General features: G+C 62.3%; 13 protein-coding genes. 4 read left to right on the top strand and 9 right to left on the bottom strand.

Annotated features, from left to right (window positions below; genetic code table 11):
• Window positions 1-6 precede the first annotated feature (6 nt).
• Genes AC1DNW_RS28805 through AC1DNW_RS28795 form a run of 3 tightly spaced genes read left to right on the top strand, consistent with a single transcriptional unit; the run spans window position 7 to window position 2,694 of the window.
• Entirely contained in the window at window positions 7-762 is a 756-nt protein-coding gene (locus AC1DNW_RS28805; RefSeq protein WP_477855151.1) for a TfuA-like protein, read from the top strand.
• Between the two features lie 47 nt (window positions 763-809).
• Window positions 810-1,991 carry a gluzincin family metallopeptidase gene (locus AC1DNW_RS28800; protein ID WP_477855150.1) on the top strand — a complete coding sequence of 394 codons (1,182 nt, stop codon included), beginning with the start codon at window positions 810-812 and terminating at the stop codon, window positions 1,989-1,991.
• 25 nt (window positions 1,992-2,016) lie between these two features.
• Entirely contained in the window at window positions 2,017-2,694 is a 678-nt protein-coding gene (locus AC1DNW_RS28795) for a hypothetical protein (protein ID WP_113309148.1), read from the top strand.
• Window positions 2,695-2,763: 69 nt separating this feature from the next.
• Here the strand turns inward: AC1DNW_RS28795 and AC1DNW_RS28790 are convergent, their stop codons facing one another.
• From AC1DNW_RS28790 to AC1DNW_RS28755, 8 genes are all read right to left on the bottom strand, one after another.
• On the bottom strand, window positions 2,764-2,946 hold the full coding sequence (locus tag AC1DNW_RS28790; protein ID WP_477855159.1) for a LuxR C-terminal-related transcriptional regulator: 183 nt from the start codon (window positions 2,944-2,946) through the stop codon (window positions 2,764-2,766).
• A 633-nt stretch (window positions 2,947-3,579) separates the two neighbouring features.
• Entirely contained in the window at window positions 3,580-5,025 is a 1,446-nt protein-coding gene (locus tag AC1DNW_RS28785) for an HlyD family type I secretion periplasmic adaptor subunit (protein ID WP_477855149.1), read from the bottom strand.
• Window positions 5,022-7,166 (bottom strand): peptidase domain-containing ABC transporter, encoded by a 2,145-nt coding sequence (locus AC1DNW_RS28780; protein WP_113312261.1) that lies wholly within the window; start codon window positions 7,164-7,166, stop codon window positions 5,022-5,024. The genes AC1DNW_RS28785 and AC1DNW_RS28780 overlap by 4 nt, the downstream gene beginning before the upstream one ends.
• A 44-nt stretch (window positions 7,167-7,210) precedes the next feature.
• Window positions 7,211-7,519, bottom strand: a complete 309-nt coding sequence (locus AC1DNW_RS28775; RefSeq protein WP_477855148.1) for a hypothetical protein — start codon at window positions 7,517-7,519, stop codon at window positions 7,211-7,213.
• Between the two features lie 67 nt (window positions 7,520-7,586).
• Complete coding sequence (locus AC1DNW_RS28770; protein ID WP_477855147.1) at window positions 7,587-8,819, bottom strand: GTP-binding protein; 1,233 nt, start codon at window positions 8,817-8,819, stop codon at window positions 7,587-7,589.
• Window positions 8,820-8,841: 22 nt separating this feature from the next.
• Window positions 8,842-14,133, bottom strand: coding sequence for a DUF4082 domain-containing protein (locus AC1DNW_RS28765; RefSeq protein WP_477855146.1), 5,292 nt, complete (start codon window positions 14,131-14,133; stop codon window positions 8,842-8,844).
• Between the two features lie 264 nt (window positions 14,134-14,397).
• On the bottom strand, window positions 14,398-14,928 hold the full coding sequence (locus AC1DNW_RS28760) for a dihydrofolate reductase family protein (RefSeq protein WP_113312258.1): 531 nt from the start codon (window positions 14,926-14,928) through the stop codon (window positions 14,398-14,400).
• 253 nt (window positions 14,929-15,181) lie between these two features.
• Entirely contained in the window at window positions 15,182-15,412 is a 231-nt protein-coding gene (locus tag AC1DNW_RS28755) for a hypothetical protein (protein WP_113312257.1), read from the bottom strand.
• 328 nt (window positions 15,413-15,740) lie between these two features.
• On the opposite strand from AC1DNW_RS28755, the gene AC1DNW_RS28750 reads away from it, so the two are divergent.
• On the top strand, window positions 15,741-16,214 hold the full coding sequence (locus AC1DNW_RS28750; protein ID WP_477855145.1) for an NUDIX domain-containing protein: 474 nt from the start codon (window positions 15,741-15,743) through the stop codon (window positions 16,212-16,214).
• 62 nt (window positions 16,215-16,276) lie between these two features.
• Here the strand turns inward: AC1DNW_RS28750 and AC1DNW_RS28745 are convergent, their stop codons facing one another.
• Entirely contained in the window at window positions 16,277-17,245 is a 969-nt protein-coding gene (locus AC1DNW_RS28745) for an MBL fold metallo-hydrolase (RefSeq protein WP_477855144.1), read from the bottom strand.
• Window positions 17,246-17,447 lie beyond the last annotated feature (202 nt).

Genomic DNA, 17,447 nt, shown 5'->3' with positions numbered 1-17,447 from the left:
TTGCCGATGACGAATGCCGGCAAGGAAGGTCCAATTCTGGTATTTCTCGGCCCCACGCTGCGTCTCGAAGAGGCGCAGGCGGTGCTCGACGCGATCTATCTCCAGCCCGTATCCCAGGGAGACGTCATACTCGCCGCCCATGCCTTCCGCCCACGTGCGATGGTGCTGATCGACSGACAGTTCGAGGACCGCCCCGCCGTMCGCCACAAGGAAATTCTCTGGGCGATGGCAAAAGGCATCGTCATGATCGGCGCGGCCAGCATGGGAGCCTTGCGGGCGGCCGAGCTTGCGCCCTATGGCATGATCGGCGTCGGCCTGATCTATAGGTGGTACCGGCGCTGGCCGTTGACGGCGGAGGATGCGGTCGCCGTGCAGTCAGGGCCCGCCGAACTCGGCTTTCTGCCGCTCACGGACGCACTTGTCGACCTTCAACGGACGTTCTCGACGCTTGCCCGCCGAAATATGATGACATCCGATGAGCGCGACCAGCTCATAGCATTGGCGCGCGGGACGAACTTTCGCGATCGCTCGCTCGCAGCCCTATTGCGGGCTGGGGGATTTTCCAGTGACCGTATTTCGGCATTGCGGAAAGAAATGACCGGGCAAAAGCGCCAGGACGCCCTCCTTACGTTACGTAAGGCGCCTTCCCTAACAGTAGAGCGGCAGGGCCGCGACGTTGATCGCGCCTGGGTCGCGACCAATACTTTCATGAGAGATTTGGAAGCCTCGCATATTGACATCGACTTGATACGAACTTACTAATTAAACGTGTGGTTGCTCAATCCTTCTTCTTCGAAAGCGATTGTGCCATGGAATCGTATCCGAACAATGTGACGGAACGCGTGAACCCACGCATCGGAACACGATTCTGGATTTTCCCCCAGCCTCCCTTCATCCCCGGCTACGAAGAGCCCGATCGCGTCTGGCTCTCGATCCTGCCCGACGAGATTCGTGACGGACCGAGCGACCAGTGGGTGTACGTGGTCGATCCGTTGATCGAAAAACAGCCCTATGGTCCTGACGATCTGCCGCCGTTCGAAGGCGAGCGGCGACCGGCGGCACGATCTGGCCCGGATCGCAACTTCGACAATATGGACCCGAAATCGCGGGCCTACCTCGGCGTCCACGTCTATGCCTGCGTACATTTCGTGCTCGACATCTGGCACAGCTATCTCGGTCATCGCATCCGCTGGTTCTTCGACCCGGCCTTTCGCCGCCTGGAAATCATTCCCCTGGTCGACTGGGACAACGCCCATGCCGGCTACGGCTATCTGGAGCTGGGAGCCTCCGATGTCGGCGGCGTGCTGCGGCCCTATGCGCTGAACTTCGACACGATCGCCCACGAGGTCGGCCATTTCATCAGCCTGTCGGAACTCGGCATCCCGATGATCACATCGCGCGAGGMCGATTTCTTCCCGTTTTCGGAAGCCTTTTCCGACTGTGTGTCGCTGATCTCGCTGCTGCATTTCGATTCCGCCGTCGACCGGCTGCTGCGTCGGACGCAAGGCAATCTTCTGCTCTCCAATGAGCTCAACCGTTTCGCCGAGACTAGTCCCGAGACGCAAATCCKGCTGGCTACCAATTTCCGCCGCATGTCGGAAACCACCCGCGAACCGCACGACCGCTCGCTCCCCTTCCTCGGCGCGATCTTCGACAGCATCGTAGACGTCTACCACCGCCAATTGGTTCGCGAAGGGTTCGCCGACCCGCGCCTGCTCGACGTCGATCTCAGTGAATTGACGCTCGACCAATTCGACGAGTTTCGCGGCTTGACCGAGCGATCGTTCYGCGACCGGCCGCTCTATTTCAAGCTGGCACTCGAAACCGCCCGCGACCAGGTCGGTCGCGCGCTCGCGGGGTCGCTGCGCTCGCTCGATCCAAACACTATGACGCTTGATCAAGTCGCAAGGACGGTGGTTGCAGCAACGGTCGACGGGGTCGCGGCCGAACGGCTCGAGGCAAATTTTGTATGGCGTGAAATCATCAGGTGAAACCAGTCCTTGATAGGAGGGGAACATGAGCGACTGCTGCTGCCATCCCGGTGTAGGTCCAAACCCAACAGGCCTAACGCCTCCCAACTATAGCGCCTATAGACCAGGCGAAGTGCGATTATATGGGCGCTTGGCTGATCACGCGCCCATCTTTGTAAATTCCGAGAAAGAGGTACTAAAACGACTCGAAAATGACCTACACGTCAACAACATCGAGGGCGATACAAAGAAAATAGCAGAAATCGTAAGAAAAAGCCTAGCATACACCCTTGATCCCATCTTTGCGATTTTTAAGGAAAAAATCACACTCGCGGGCCTGCTGGGTTTCGATGTTTATTCTCTCCCGGTGGAGATATCCTCCAAGAAATGCTGCGACGATGACAAAGGCAGGTGTATCGGCGTCATATACGGCTACTCCTATGAAGGGCACTGCTATGATTTGCCAAAGCCGTTGATCATGTTCCTGCCATGTCTACCCCACCAGCTTACATCCGGCTATTGCGAATGCGATTGCGGATACGGCCCAGGCCTCGGCTATGCCGTATGGCAGATCGACAAGCTTGAGGATGTCATCGTGATCGATATTCGCATCGACGATGTAAAGACGCTCATCCTCGACGCCAATCTTCCGGGCAACCGTTCACCGCTCGCCTACTCACAGACCATGAGGCTTGCACCGTCGCGGCCGCCGATCAGCGGCTGACTCCGGTATCACGCGGCTAGTGTGGCCGAAGCTATCGGCCACACGCCGTTCATGCGTCTCAAACACACCTCAATTCATCTCGGTCGAGAACMAGGCCATCAGTTCCGCAGCGTTCCTGATCCCGGTGGAGCGCATCATTCTCGCGCGGTGCGCCTCCACCGTGCGCCGCGACAGGTTCAGCTCCTCGGCGATCTCGCCGCTCGTCTTGCCCTGCGCCATCATCGTCAATATCTGCCGCTGCCGGCCGGTCAGCGGATTTTCCGCGTCTGCCAGCGGCCGGTTCAGTGCTTCGAAACAGTAGAGCGCCTCGGCGAAAGGGCGGAAGAGGAATATCTCAGGCTGCCGCCACTATTGTCTCCGTGCTGGCATTTGTCTGCCGGTGTTCTTCGTCGTTAGCACAGCAAGCCATAAAGCCATCTCGCCCCGGATCAGACTCGCCAATATGTCCTTTCGGAACTAGACTTTTTCGGATTGCAGCATAGCGCCACTACACTGCAGTGCCGAGCCCTCGTCACTGAAATGGCGAGATGACAGCTTATGGCTCCGCTGCGACCGGGTGTTTTCACCACGTAATGTCCGCTTTGCGGCGACGTCGACCGGTGGCTCGATGACCACTATGGAGGCGCGAAGCGGCCTTATCCTTGATCAACGAAAAAGCCCGATTCTGCCCTGAAAGCGGCCATGGCTGCAGATGAGTTCACCTTGGGCGCAGGTGCCTGCCTCAAACTTCCCGTCATGACTGCTTCCCACCGAGATGACGGGCCGAAGACGCCGCGCACCCGGACGCCCAAAAACAGGTCTGGGGGCAGCGCCGTAAGCGGCGGCGCGCCCCCATCCCCTGGCTGGTGCAGGGCCCCTCGCCCTACACCTCGCCCTGCGGCCCCCTCAATTCGGCTCCCGGATCGCGCTATCCAGCCCGCGCAGCAGCGGATAGAGGAAATACGAGATCACCGTCCTGTTCCCCACCTTGATCTCCGTCGTCACGGTCATGCCAGGCAGCAGCCTTACGGGCACKTCCGATGCATTCAGCCGGGTGTCGGCGAGCAGGATCCTTGCCTTGAAGAAAGGCGCTGCCGGTTGGCTGGGCGTGGCGGTCTGTTCCGGTTGGCCGGTGAGGAACGTGTCCTGGCTGATCGTCCTCACCTCGCCCGAGGCCGTGCCGTATTTCTGGAAGGGATAGGCGTCGAGCTTGATGCGGGCGTCCTTGCCGACGGCGACACGGCCGATGTCGCGGGTGTTGATCGAGACTTCGGCTTCGAGCGGCACGTTGATCGGCACCAGCGTCACCACCGGTTCGGCCTCGCGCACGACGGAGCCGATGGAGCGCTGGGCGAGATCGAGCACGACGGCATCGGCGGGTGCGGTCAGCGACACCATGTTGCGGCGCAGCTCCATCTTCTTCAGTTCCTCGTCGGCCATGTCGCGCTGGCCGCGCAGTTCCACCAGCTGCTCCATCGCGGCGCGGCGGAAATCCTCGATGAAGGCCTGGCGGTCGGCCCTGAGCTTGGCATAGGCGTGCGCTGCCTCGTCGGCCTTGCCGCGAACGGCGGACAGGCTGGACTCGACGTCGAGGCGGGCGTCGCGCGAGCCGAGCAGCGTGATCAGCGAGCCGCTCTGCTTGTTATAGAGCCGCTCCCGCGCTGCCTCGATCTGCGAGAGCCCGTCGCGCCTGTCGTTGAGCACGGCCTCCTGGTTCTTGCTCGCCGCAAGAGCGGCCGACTGGCCGGCGATCTGCTGTTCGAAATTCTGCAGCTGCGCCATGTAGAAGGCCCGTCGCTGGCCGAAGAGCTGCGCCTGCAGCGTCTGGTCGGGGGTGTTTCCCGCCAACTTCGTATAGTCGTCGCCGGCAAGCTCGGCCTCGATGCGCTTCACCTGGGCGTCGAGTGCGGCGAATTTCGCCTGCTGCTGGTCGACATCGGCCTGGCTGAAAGTGGCGTCGAGGGTCGCCAGCGTCTGCCCGGCATGCACCACCTCGCCGGCCTTCACCTCGATCGTGCGGATGATCGAGGTTTCGAGCGGCTGGACGACGATGGTCGGCTGGGTGGTGACGAGCTTGCCGGGCGCGATCACCACCTCGTCGATGGACGAGACCGAGGCCCAGATGATTGCCGCGGCAATCAGCGCCGTCACACAATAGAGCGTCATGCGCGCCACCCGCGGCGGCGCGCGTTCCTCAAGCTCGACGGCATCGGACTGGAATTCCGCGATCGCCGGCGGCAGCGGCGGGCGGGCGATCAGTTCTCTGCCCTGACCCGATCGCCCTCTGTCTGAAGGACCTTTGTCTGATGGCACTGGCAGGTTCTCGCTGGGTTTTCTGGCGTGCGCGTTCATGCGACCTGCCTCATCTGCTGGGACCACAGGTGGCGATAGGTCATGCAGCGCGATACAAGCTGATCGTGCCGGCCGATATCGGCGACCTTGCCACGCTCGACGACGAGAATGGCATCGGCATCGACGAGCGTCGAAAGCCGGTGCGAGACGATGATGACGGTGCGCCCGGCAGCGATGCGGCTGAGGTTCTCGCGGATGATCGCCTCGCTGTCAGGGTCGAGCGCGCTGGTTGCCTCATCGAAGATCAACAGCTTCGGATCGGTGATCAGCGCACGCGCAATCGCCAGGCGCTGCTTCTGGCCGCCGGACAGGTTGGAGGCGTTTTCCTCCAGCATCGTGTCGAAGCCGCGCGGCAGGCGCTCGATGAACTCCTCGGCGCCGGCGATGCGCGCGACTTCCATGATTTCCTCGATGCTGGCATCGGGCTTGGCGGCGGCGATATTTTCGCGAACCGAGCCGCGGAACAGGAAGTTATCCTGCAGCACGACGCCGATGCTGGTTCTCAGATGCACGAGGTCGATCTCGCGGCTGTCATAGCCGTCCATGCGCACGAGGCCTTCCTGGCTCTGATAGAGCCCCTGGATGAGCCTTGTGATCGTCGTCTTGCCCGAGCCGCTCTTGCCGACCACGCCGAAGACGCAGCCCGCCGGAATGGCGAAGGAGACATTGTCGAGCGCCGGCGCGCTGTCCGGGCCGTAGCGGAAGGTGACCTTGTCGAATTCGATGCGGCCCTGCAGATGCGGCCGGACACCGCGCCCGCGGCCCGCCTGCTCCGGCCGCTGGTTCATGATCTCGCCCAGCATGCGCACCGAGAGCGCCACTTCCTGATATTCGTGCACCATGGTCACGATTTGGACGAGCGGTCCCGAGACGCGGCCGGCGAGCATGTTGAAGGCGACCAGCGCGCCGATCGTCATCGTGCCGCTGAAGACATCGAGCGCGCCGAGACCGATGATCGCCACACTCATCAGCTTCTCCAGCAATCCCGTCATCGCCTGGGCGATGGTCGAGATCTTGTCGACCCGGAAACGCACGGAGATCGATTGGGCCGAATAATCATCCCACACCTTGCGCTGGCGTGGCTCCAGGGCCAGCGATTTGACGGTGCGCATGCCGTGCACGGTTTCCACCAGCAAGGCCTGCCGGTCGCCTTCGGCCTGGTAGAGCGCCTGCAAGCGGCGCTGGAACGGCCCGACGAGCATCATCACCACCAGCCCGACAAGGGCAGCAAAACCGAGCACCACCAGCGTCAGCTTGACGCTGTAGAGAAGCAGGATCGGCACGAAGACGAGAAGCGACACGCCGTCCAGAAGGGTCAGGAACAGCCGGCCGGTCAGGAATTCACGGATGCGCCCCGTCTGCTGCATGTGCTTGACGAGAACGCCGGCCGAGGCTTGCTCGAAGAGCGCAATCGGCAGGTTCAGCAGATGGCCGAAGGTGCGTGTCGCGACGCGGATGTCGATCCTGTTCGTGGCGTAGAGCAGCAGGTAGCGGCGCAGGAAGGTGAAGGTCGCGTCGAAGATGAGCGCGATCGCAATGCCCGCCGTCAGAACCGTCAGCGTCGCATAGCTCTGGTGCACGAGCACCTTGTCGATGACGAGCTGGAAGAAGATCGGCGTCGTGAGCCCGAGGCCGTAAAGCACGAAGGCGGCGAGCGCGACGTCGCGGAAGAAGCTGCGCTGCTTGATGATTTCGGGGACGAACCAGCGGAAGCCGAAGGGCCGGTCCTCGTCGGACATGCGATAGTTGCGCTTCAGCAGGATCACCGATCCGAGCCAGGCCTTGGCGAACTGCTCTTCGCTGAGCATCATCACTTCGGCGCGTGAGGCGAGCGGGTCGAGAACGCGGATCCTCTCATCCTCGCCCTCCCCGACAGCCCCGGCGATGACCACCCAGTTGCCGTTCGAAAGTTCCGCGAGCACCGGAAAGGCCTCGCCGAGCTGGAACAGGCTTCGCCAGTTGAGCTCAAGATGCCTTGCCCTCAGGCCGGCATCCTTGGCCATGCGCAGCAGCTGCCGCACGGCAACGGGATCGTTGCCGACGGCATAATCGTGCTGCAATCGCTCAGGAGCGAGATCGACGCCGTGATGACGCGCGACGAGAGCAAGACAGTGCAGATTGGTATGCAGAAAACCACTCATGGCCCACCCGAAACAATACAAGACCGAGGCGATATTTATTTTTATCAGTTGAAGTTCGGCGAAGCGTTCGAACCGCCGCCCTGCACCGACTGGATATCGGCAGCGGCCGCCGCCGACATGTCGCCGATGCGGCGAACCGCGCCCGCCTCGACCAGCCCGCCCAGCGCCTTCTGCATGAGATCGACCGCATTGGCGAAGGCATCGACAGGCATGATGATGCGCTGGCGGAAGACCGGCTTCGGATTGTTGTTGGCGTCACGGTCGGTGGCCGAGAGCGACATCAGGTCGATGCRCACGATCGTTCCCGTGATGGTGATTTCGCCGATACCGTCTGCATAAAGTTCGTTGCTCATTGTTCTCTCCTCTGGTTGATAATCAAAACGTCTTCACCTTAGGGCATCCTACGTCCATCAGGACGCTCTAACTACTTGAATGTGCATGCATATGTGCGTGCTGCCAGGCCGGGAACGGGTCCCGAAGCCCGGCGGCAGCCTGCGGATCGAAGCCTGTCTCCCCACCGGTCAGGCAATCGTCGAGTGCGGCGCGGATTTCGTCCTCGTCGAAGCCGGCGCCGATGAAGACGAGCTCCTGGCGACGGTCGCCCCAGGCATCGTCCCAATGCCGGTCGATGAGCTGGCGGAACGGCTGAAAGCGCGGCCATTGCGCCTTCGGCACGCTAGCCCACCAGAAACCCTTGGTATCGATGCGGCACTGGGTGCCGGCAATCGACAGCAGGCCGATCTMGTCGGGCCTTGTCGCCAGCCAGAAATGCCCCTTCGCGCGGATGAGGCCCGGCCATTTCCTGTCGAGGAATTGGCTCAGCCGTGTGGGATCGAACGGCCGGCGGCTGCGATAGACGAAGCTCGAAATGCCGTATTCCTCTGTCTCCGGCACATGGTCGCCCCAGCCGAAGAGTTCCTTGTGCCAGAGCGGATGGCGCGCCGCTTTCGCCTCGCTGAAGAGCCCGGTATTCAGGATGGCGTCGAGCTCCAGCCGGCCGAAGCCGGTCTCGATGACACGGGCATCGGGGTTGAGCGCGGCAACGATGCGGCGAACCTCGCCAAGCGCTGCGGGCGTGACATCCTGTGCCTTGTTGATGACCACGACATCGGCGAATTCGATCTGCTCGACGAGCAGTTCGACGAGCCTGCGCTCGTCGTCTCCGTCCCGGCTCTCGCCGCGATCCCGCAGGAATTCCGCACTCGCATAATCGGCCAGCAGATTGACCGCATCGACGACGGAAACCATCGTGTCGAGCCGCGCGACATCGCAGAGCGCGGCCCCGCTCTCGTCGCGGAAGGAGAAGGTTGCCGCCACCGGCAGCGGCTCGGCAATGCCGGTGCCCTCGATCAGCAGATAGTCGAAGCGGCCGGCGGCGGCGAGCCGGCGCACCTCGCTCAGGAGATCGTCGCGCAAGGTGCAGCAGATGCAGCCATTGGTGAGCTCCACCAGCGTCTCGTCCGTCCGCGACAGGTTGGCGCCTCCGTCGCGCACGAGATCGGCATCGATATTGATCTCGCTCATGTCGTTGACGATCACGGCGACCCGGCGCCCCTCGCGATTGCGCAGGACATGGTTGAGGATCGTCGTCTTGCCGGCGCCGAGAAAACCGGCAAGGACCGTCACCGGAAGTCTGTTGTCTGCACGCGTCATCGGTACTCCCCGCCCGCTTCCTTTACGCCGCGAGCTGCGGTCTGAATGCTACGTCCACGTAGTAGTTCGTGCTGTTATAGCTGGCGCTCGGGAACAGCCCGCTCGACCCATAGGCATAGACGCCGTTGCTGCCGCCGAGCCCCCTCAGGTCGCCGTTCGTCACATCGGCGCTGAAGTAATTGCCGGTCGCCGAATAATTGCCGTTGGTGCTGTAGGAAACGACGTAGGTCGTATCCGCTGCGACCGCGACCTGATGGGTGAGTGTCGCGGTCTGCCAGCCGCTTGCCGTTTCGTTGTCGAAGCTGACACTGCCGAGCAGCGTGCCCGAGGAGGTCCAGAGATAGCCGGAATGCGGGCCTGTATTGTCGGCCCCCTTGTAGAAGCGGATGCCCGTGACCCAGCCTGCGGTATCGGCCTGGAATTTCATGCCGAGATTGACCGGCTGGTTGTCGTTGGTCGAAACGATTGCAGGGGTCGCGCCGGCGCTGAAGAGGTTCTGCTCAGGGCCGGGATTGTTGATGGCAAGCGAGACATCGGCCGTTGCCGTGCCGCCATGGCCGTCGGCGATGGCATAGCTGAAGCTCGCAGGCCCGGTATATCCCGCAGTCGGCGTGAAGGTGATGGTCTGCGCCTGGCTGTCATAGGAGACCGAGCCGTTGACCGCGCCGCTGACGCCGGTGATCGAGATCGCATCGCCATCGGCATCACTGTCATTGGCGGTGAGCGCCGAAGCCTGGATGGTGATCGGCGTGCMGACATTGGTCGAGAAGCCGCTGTCGTTTGCGGCGACCGGACCCGCATTCTGCACCGGCTCCCGGTAGAGCACATCGACCCAGTAATTGGTCGCATTGTAGCTCGCCGTCGGAAACAGGCTGCCCGTGCCATAGGCATAGAGGCCGTTGCCGCCGCTTGCCGTGCTCGACGGCGCCGTCAGCGCGCCATTCGTATGGTCCGACGTGAAGTAGTTCGCGGTTGCCGAGTAGAAGCCGTTGGAATGGTAGCTCGCCACATAGGTGACGCCTGCCGAAACGGCGATCGGCTGCGCGAAGGTCACTGTCTGCCAGCCGCTGGCCGTCTCGCTGAAGAAGGTCGCCTGCCCCAGAAGCTGGCCGCTGCTGGTCCAGAGCGAGCCGACATGCGTGCCGGTGTCCTGCGCGCTCTTGTAGTAGCGCAGTCCGGTGATCTCGCCACGGGCCGACGCGATGAACTTGACGCCGAGTTCGACGGACGAATTGTCGTCGGTAGCGCTTGCCGGTGCGTCGGAAGCCGAAAACAGGCCCGTGCCGTCAGGCTGCTGTCCGACATTGAGGCTGACGGTAGCCGAAGCCGTGCCGCCATGCCCGTCCGAGATCGAATAGGAGAAGCTTGCCGAACCCGTATAGCCTGCTGTCGGCGTGAAGATGACGGTGTTGTTCTGGCTGTTGAAGGTCACCGTTCCGTTGACCGCGCCGTTTGCGCCGGTGATGCTGAGTGGATCGCCATCGGCATCGCTGTCATTGGCGAGCAGGTTGGCAGCGGCAATCGACAGGGCCGTGTTGGCATAGGTCGTATAGCCGTTGTCATTGGCCGCGACCGGCACCATGTTGCCCGTCGACTGGTTGTAGACGACATCGACCCAGTAGTTCGTCGACTGGTAGCTCGATGTCGGGAAGGTCGAGCCAGATCCGACGGCGTAGACGCCGTTCGCACCTGCTAGCGCCGTCAGCGAGCCGTTGGTATGGGCCGTGTTGAAATAGCCTGCCGTCGCCACATAGCTGCCGGTCGTGTGGTAGGAGGCGACATAGGTCGCACCCGCCGTGATCTGCAGCGGCGTGGAGAAGATCGCGGTCTGCCAGCCGGAGTGCGACTCGTTGATAAAGGTAACAGTGGCAACGAGCGTGCCGTCCGCCTTCCAGATGGAGCCGGTATGCACACTGGTATCGCCGGCAGCCTTGTAATAGCGGATGCCCGAGATCGTGCCGCTTGAGGAAGCGACGAACTTCATGCCGAGTTCCATCGCCGTATTGTCGTTCAAGCCGCCGCCGGTCGGTCCCTCGCTGCCCGTAAACAGCGTCTCGCCGGCCGGACCCGGCTGAACGGTGAGGCTGACACTGCCCTGATCCGTGCCGCCGCGCCCGTCCGACAGCGTATAGGTAAAGCTTGCCGGGCCTGAATAATTGTTGGCCGGTGTGAAGATGATGGTTCCGGTCTGCGTGTTGAGAGCGACCGTGCCGTTCAGCGCATTGCCGACGGCGGTAATGGTCATCGCATCGCCGTTGGGATCGGTATCGTTTGCCACGAGCGCGGCAATAGAGATCGTCAGGTTCCCGTTGTGGCCGATGATCAGCCCGCTGTCGTCGGTCGCGACCGGTTGGCTGTTGGGGCCGGCATCGAAGACCACGTCCACCCAGTAATTGGTGCCGCCGGGGCTCTGGCCTGGGAATGTGCTGGCATTGGTGCCGTAGGCGAAGACGCCGCCGCCATCGACGGCCTTCAGCGCGCCGCTGGCATAGGGCTCGTTGAAATAGTTCTCGGTGACGGAGAAGAACCCGTTGCTGTGATAGGAGGCCACATAGGTCGTGCCGGCCGCGATCTGGATCGGACTGGAGAACATCACCGTCTGCCAGCCGGAAAGCGATTCATTCACCGACACGCCCGTTGCCAGCAGCGTTCCGTTGCTCGACCAGAGGCTGACGACATGCTCGCCGATGTTGTAGAAGCCCTTGTAGAAGCGGATGYCCTGCACGGCGCCAGCCGTCGTTGCCTGAAAGCGCAGGCCGAGCTCAACCGGATCGCGGTCGATCGCCACTTCGGTTGCCGGCTTTTCCGCAAGCGTCCACAGGCCCTGGGTGCCCGGCAGCACGACGGTGACCTGCTTTCCGACCGAAGGCGTTTCAAGGTTCACGCTGTCGTCGACGGCGCGCGACATGATCGTATAGGTGCCACTTGCCTGGACGACCCAGTTAAAGCTCCAGCTCTCGCGGCCGGTCGCCTTGAACCAGTGCTGTCCGCCATCAGTGGAGACTTCCACGCCGGCGATGATGCCGCCGCCGAAATCCTGCGCCGTACCGGTGATCGTCACGTGCTGGCCTTCGAGGAAGCTCGCGCCAATGATGGGCGAACTGATCGACGAGGTCGGCTTCAGCGTGTCGGTCGATTGCGTCGCCAGGATCAGGCTCGCATCGAGCGTGGTCGGCTGGATGCCCATGTCGGCGAACATGTTGACCATCGCCTGCTGGACGTTGCGATCGGTCGATGTCGTCGGCCCCTGGTGGTTGTCGCTGAGCCCCCAGGACCAGAAGACGGTGCCGGCGCCGAAGACGAGCGCGCCGCTTGCCGCCCGGTACATGGTGAGGCTGTGGGTGGCGACGGCCGAACCGACTGTCGCGCCGTAATCGCGCAGATAGGTGTCCACCGAGATGGACGAAAGCGACAGATTGACGAGCCCATCCGGCCGGAAGCCGTTCTCGACATCGGAATCCCACTCGTAGCCGAGCAGGTTCTGCACGAGATTGTAGGTATCCCCTTCGTTCAGCTGGGAGACTTCGGTATTGCGCCAGAAGCGCAGGTTCGAATAGTCGTAGGGGATGGAGATCGTATCCTGGCGGTAGCTGTCCACCTGGAACATCGTGCCCGTCAGCGAATTCTCCGGCTCCTGGCCCGCATCGGCATAGCGCGGATCGCGCCAGGTGCCGGTGCCGACATCGCTCGGGTCTGTGCTCGTGCCCCAGGTCTCCTTGTAGCAGACCATGGTGCGGTAGGCCTGGCCGCTGCCGTCGATGCTGCTTTCCCAGCGGACCTTCCAGTAACACTCGTTGCCGCTCCAGAAGGCGAGATTGACGCCGGAATCACGCGCGGCCTCGACATTGGCGCGCTGCTCTGCCGACCAGTATTCGTCATGGCCGACGGAGAGATAGGCATCGTGATTGAGCAGCAGCGCGCCGTTGCGCGAGGCATCGACGCCCGAAATATAGGACACGTCGTAGCCGTTCTGCTCCAGCCAGGAGATGGCGGAGGATTCGACGCCGAAGATAAAATCGTGCGAGCCGCCGATCGGGCTCGTATTGGTGATGATCGGCCTGTTGTAGCTGACCGCCGAGGCGCGGCCGATTGCGGTCAGGCCGCAGCTGCAGTTCGGCGGCAGGTAGCCGATCATGTCGGCCGGATCKACGGGGACTTCGCCGTAATAGAGGCTGGCGCCGCCCCAGGCATTATAGGCCTGCCATGTCGTATCGGACGTCTGGAAGACGATATCGCTGGTCGAGGCGTCGTCGCGCACGACGAAGGGGATGATGCTGGCATCCTCGACCCCGTCCTCGCGCACCAGCTTGGCGAAATAGACGCCCGAGACGAAATCGTCAGGAATCTGCCAGCTCGCCGACACGGACCAGTTGCCGCAATCGATGAGGCCGAGCGACATGTCGACGATCGGATGCGGCTGGATCTGCGCCGTGGTCAGCGATTTCTCGATCGAGTCGACCTTGCGCGCCCCGTCCCCGCCATAATAGCCCATGCGGTAGATATCGATGCGGTAATGGGTGGAATCCGTGGCGATCTTGAAATCGACCGTCCCGCCGATATTGGTGCTGATTTCAGTGGCGAAACCCTGGATCGTGCCGTTGCCGTCGCCTTCGATACCCCACTCGCTGATCGGGTTGCCCTGTTTCAGGTTTTCGAGCGCGATCTTGTTGGGCCCCGCCGCGGCCGCAGCCGTCGCCATCGGTGCCACCAGTGCTGTCGGGGCCGCCTCGGTCGTCTCGGCGGAAACGTCCTGGCTCGACTCCACCGAGATGGAAGCTATCGAGGCCTGAAGGCGCACCGCAGCAATGTTGACACTGCTGGCGGAACCGACCGGTGCCGCCGTGCTGGTGCTGCCGGTACCGGCATCGCCGGTAACACCCGTCAGCGCCGGAGCGACAGGCAGTGTCGCAGCCTCCTCGAGCGGATCCGGGCCAAGCACGGTGCGTTGCGATGTCGAGGAAGGTGTCTGGAAGACCGTCGCAGCCGACGCCGTCTTCGTGGACGTGTCCTGCGTGCCGCCATCGGCCGCAGGCGCCGGCATCACCGACGACGATGTCGGGGACGATTGCATGTCGCCTGATGGGATCAGGGGAGATGTGACCGTGCCGGTAAAGGAGGATTGGACTGTTGCGCTGCCCTGTTTGGCAAAGCTTGGGGAACCATCGGTACTCGTGGAAGATACGACCGTCGCGGATCCCAGAACTGCACTCCAGGCAGAGGGTGCACGACCGATACTCAACGCTCCACCAAATGTACTCAGGTACTCACGGTTACTAACATGAATTCTCCGCATCAGCGGCGTCCCCTTCCGCATCGCCGGCCCTTCGACCGCTATTGCAAGACGCTCATTCTGGCACCTTTCCTAAGGGAACGTACGACAGCAATCCGGGGTATGAGGGTGGTGCCTCCCTACGTCCATGTGATGACCCTCCCGCCTGCCCGAGCTGGCATGGCGGCATGGCCTTCTCCAGCGCCGGTCATCCCGCCCGTCAGCGCAAAGCGCCTCCACGACGGGACGGGCTTTTCGGAAGCGCCAGGAGTGCGGCGATGCAGAGGACGACGGCGGCTGTTATCGCCGTCAGGCCGGAACGTAGGTCAGCCTGATCACGTCCTCGTCGAGACGATCGCTGGCGACAAGGCGGAGCGGCGGCCGGGGGCCGGCGAAGAAGGGCGTGCCGTGGCCGAGCACGACAGGGTGGAGGTACAGTTGATACTCATCGATAAGGCCAAGATCGGTCAGGCTTCGCGCCAGGTCTGATCCGCCAACGCCGATCTCCCCGGTAAGCCGCGCCTTCAGCCCGCGAACCGCCGCCTCCAGGTCATCATCCACAAGCGTGGCATTGGGTCCGACCGATGTCAGCGAGCGCGATACGACCCACTTCGGGTGGCCCCGCCACGCCGCCGCGAAGTCGCGGGCCGCCGCATCCCAGTCGGCATGGTCTTCGTCCCAGTAACGCATGATCTCGTACAGGCGGCGACCGTACACGCTGCCCGTCAGGTCGCGCACTTTTTCGATGAAGTGACGGAAGAGCGTGGGACCGGGCGCAAATCGCTGGTGGTCGATATAGCCGTCCAGCGACTGGTTCATTCCGAACACAAGCTTGGCCATGCCCTTTTCCTCCTCCCAGACGCCACGCCACGGCGGCGGCTCTGATTGCACGATACAATCAGCTGCAGAATAGCTTGACTGGTTTCAATCCGCAATCGGTTTTTGGGATACGCATGAACACTCATTTCTCGCGCTGCCCGATCAATCCACTAGAGCAATTCCAGCAAAAGTGGGAACCGGTTTTGCATCCGGAATTGCTGAGAAAACAATAAGCTAGAGCATTGAAGGCGAGTCCGTTTTCGCCGGAAAGGCTCTAGATATCGGCAAGCCTGAGTTCGATCAGCTCACGCGCCAGCTCGTAGGTTCCGTCCTCGTCGTCGCCGGAAGCCTCGTCGATCAACTCGGCGGCGGCGCGATAGACTTCCCGCTCTTCTTCGGGGGAAAGCAGGCCCTTATTGCCAAGAGCGGAGATGAGTGAGTTCAGAACGGCCGCGGCCGACAGTGTAATGGCCTCGGATGTGAGACGCGTGGATTCTGAAGACATCTTTATTCCTCGATCGGTAGAACAACGCCTAGACAATACGTTGGGCCTGCAACAAGTTCCAAGTGGAGGCCCGACGCGAGATCGGCTTGATCTTATCGCGACAATAACGGCTCCACCACCCCTGATGATTGCAAGAATTGCGCCGGACCTCACTGGTAGATTTTATCTTGCGGACGCCATCATTTAGGCCATCCTGCCGGGGAGTTTCCGTAGTGTGCAACTTGACCTGCGTGGGAATGGCACAGTCTTTGGTAGCGGATTTGTGTCATGGAGTTGATGGTGTGCGCTGCCTGTCGGAGGATGGGCTCTATCCATTTGGAGGGGAAACATGGAATCCAGTCAGGATCGCTTCTTTCAGGCCGTGGCATCGAGGCAGATCCCAAGGATCAGGGTTGCGGGCATCGTGGTGGAGGACGGAAAACTGCTGGTTCAGCAGCCCGCCGACGATCCATCCTCCTGCTATGCCTTCATCGGCGGCGAATATGAGATCGGCGATACGTTCGAGACGCGGCTGCGCAGGGAATTCGAGGAGGAGACGAATGCCAGGGTGACAGAGGCGCGTTACCTTTTCTGCGTCGAGAACCATTTCCGCTATCGCGGCCGGATCATCCAGCAGGCCGAACACTATTTCCTCGTGTCGCTGGATCGCCATGACGTCGTCAGCCGCGAGACGCACCTGAAACAATATTGGCTGCCGTTATCGTCACTCGCCGAATTGGACCTGCGGCCTTTGGTGGTGAGAGATGCGGTGGCGCGCGGAAGCTACCGGACGGACAGGCACCTTATCCAGATGCCTGATTGATGCCGTACAGCCTCTTGCCGGGAGGCACCCGGCAAGAGGCATGGCGTCATAACCGGTAGCGGTCAGTAGTCCCAGAATATCGGTACCCAGCGAAAGGCTTCGCCGTCGACTGCCACATGGCCGATCGAGGGGAACGGCAGATGGGTGGCCACCAGCAATTCGCCGGTCGCTGCCAGCTCGCGCAGAAGCCGGATACGAACGCGGACCGCCTCCTCGGGATCGTGTTCGAAACCGTTGAACCAGTCGGGATGTTCGAACCCGACGGCGAACACGGCGTCGCCGGCAAACATCAGCTTGTCGCCGCCGGATGCCACGCGCACCACGCTATGCCCGGGGGTGTGGCCGCCGGTGCGGGTGACGACCACGCCCGGCGCCACCTCATATTCCTCATCGAACAGCCGTAGCTGGCCTTTATACTCATCGGCAAAGCGCTTGGCGGCCGCCCGGAGCGCATCCGGAAAGCCCGGCGGCATGGAGACGTGGGAGAAATCGGGCGACTCCCAGAATTTGACCTCGGCGGCAGCCACGTGGATGCGCAAGTCAGGACGCAGCCGCTCCTTCACCCCTTCGACGAGCAGCCCGCCGACATGGTCCATGTGCATGTGGGTCAGCACCACGTCCGTCACCGATGCCAGATCGATGCCTGCGGCTTCCAGTCGCTTGATCAACTGGCCGGCCCGCGGCAAATTCAGATCCGGGTCGATCCCGAGCCCGGCGTCGACGAGGATGGTCTGCTTGCCGCTGCGCACCACGACCACGTTCAGCGACCAGTCGAAAGCGTCCGGCGGCAGGAACATGTCGCCGAGCCAGGCGGCGCGGACGGCCGGTTCGGCATTGTGTCCCAACATCGCGGTTGGCAGCGGCAGCACGCCATCGCTGACCACCAGCACCTCGATATCGCCGATATCAAGCGCGTAGCGCGACGGAACCAGCTCGCCGGACGCCGGTGCACCGGCCTGCGAGGTGTTCTGCGAGGGCATATTTGTCTGCTGTGGGCCCGAGGGACGGGTTTTTGTTTCTGATTGCGACATGACGCGCTCCTGTGTTGTGTGGACACCARCCTGTCACTCTCCATTCGGCAGCACGCTGATGTTGCATGCCGCCATGGATCCGGCGCTCGAACCTGTGCTTGCGGACGTTTCCGTTTTCGAGCGCTTCTCGGGTGGCGGCCCTCAACACCTACAGCCGCCCTCAGGCCTCCGTAATCCAAACTTACGTTTGGGGGAGTGGCGG

Source organism: Rhizobium sp. 05L429, assembly GCF_056397645.1.
The sequence above is the reverse complement of the archived record's forward strand: the minus strand, read 5'-3'. Positions and strand labels throughout refer to the sequence as shown.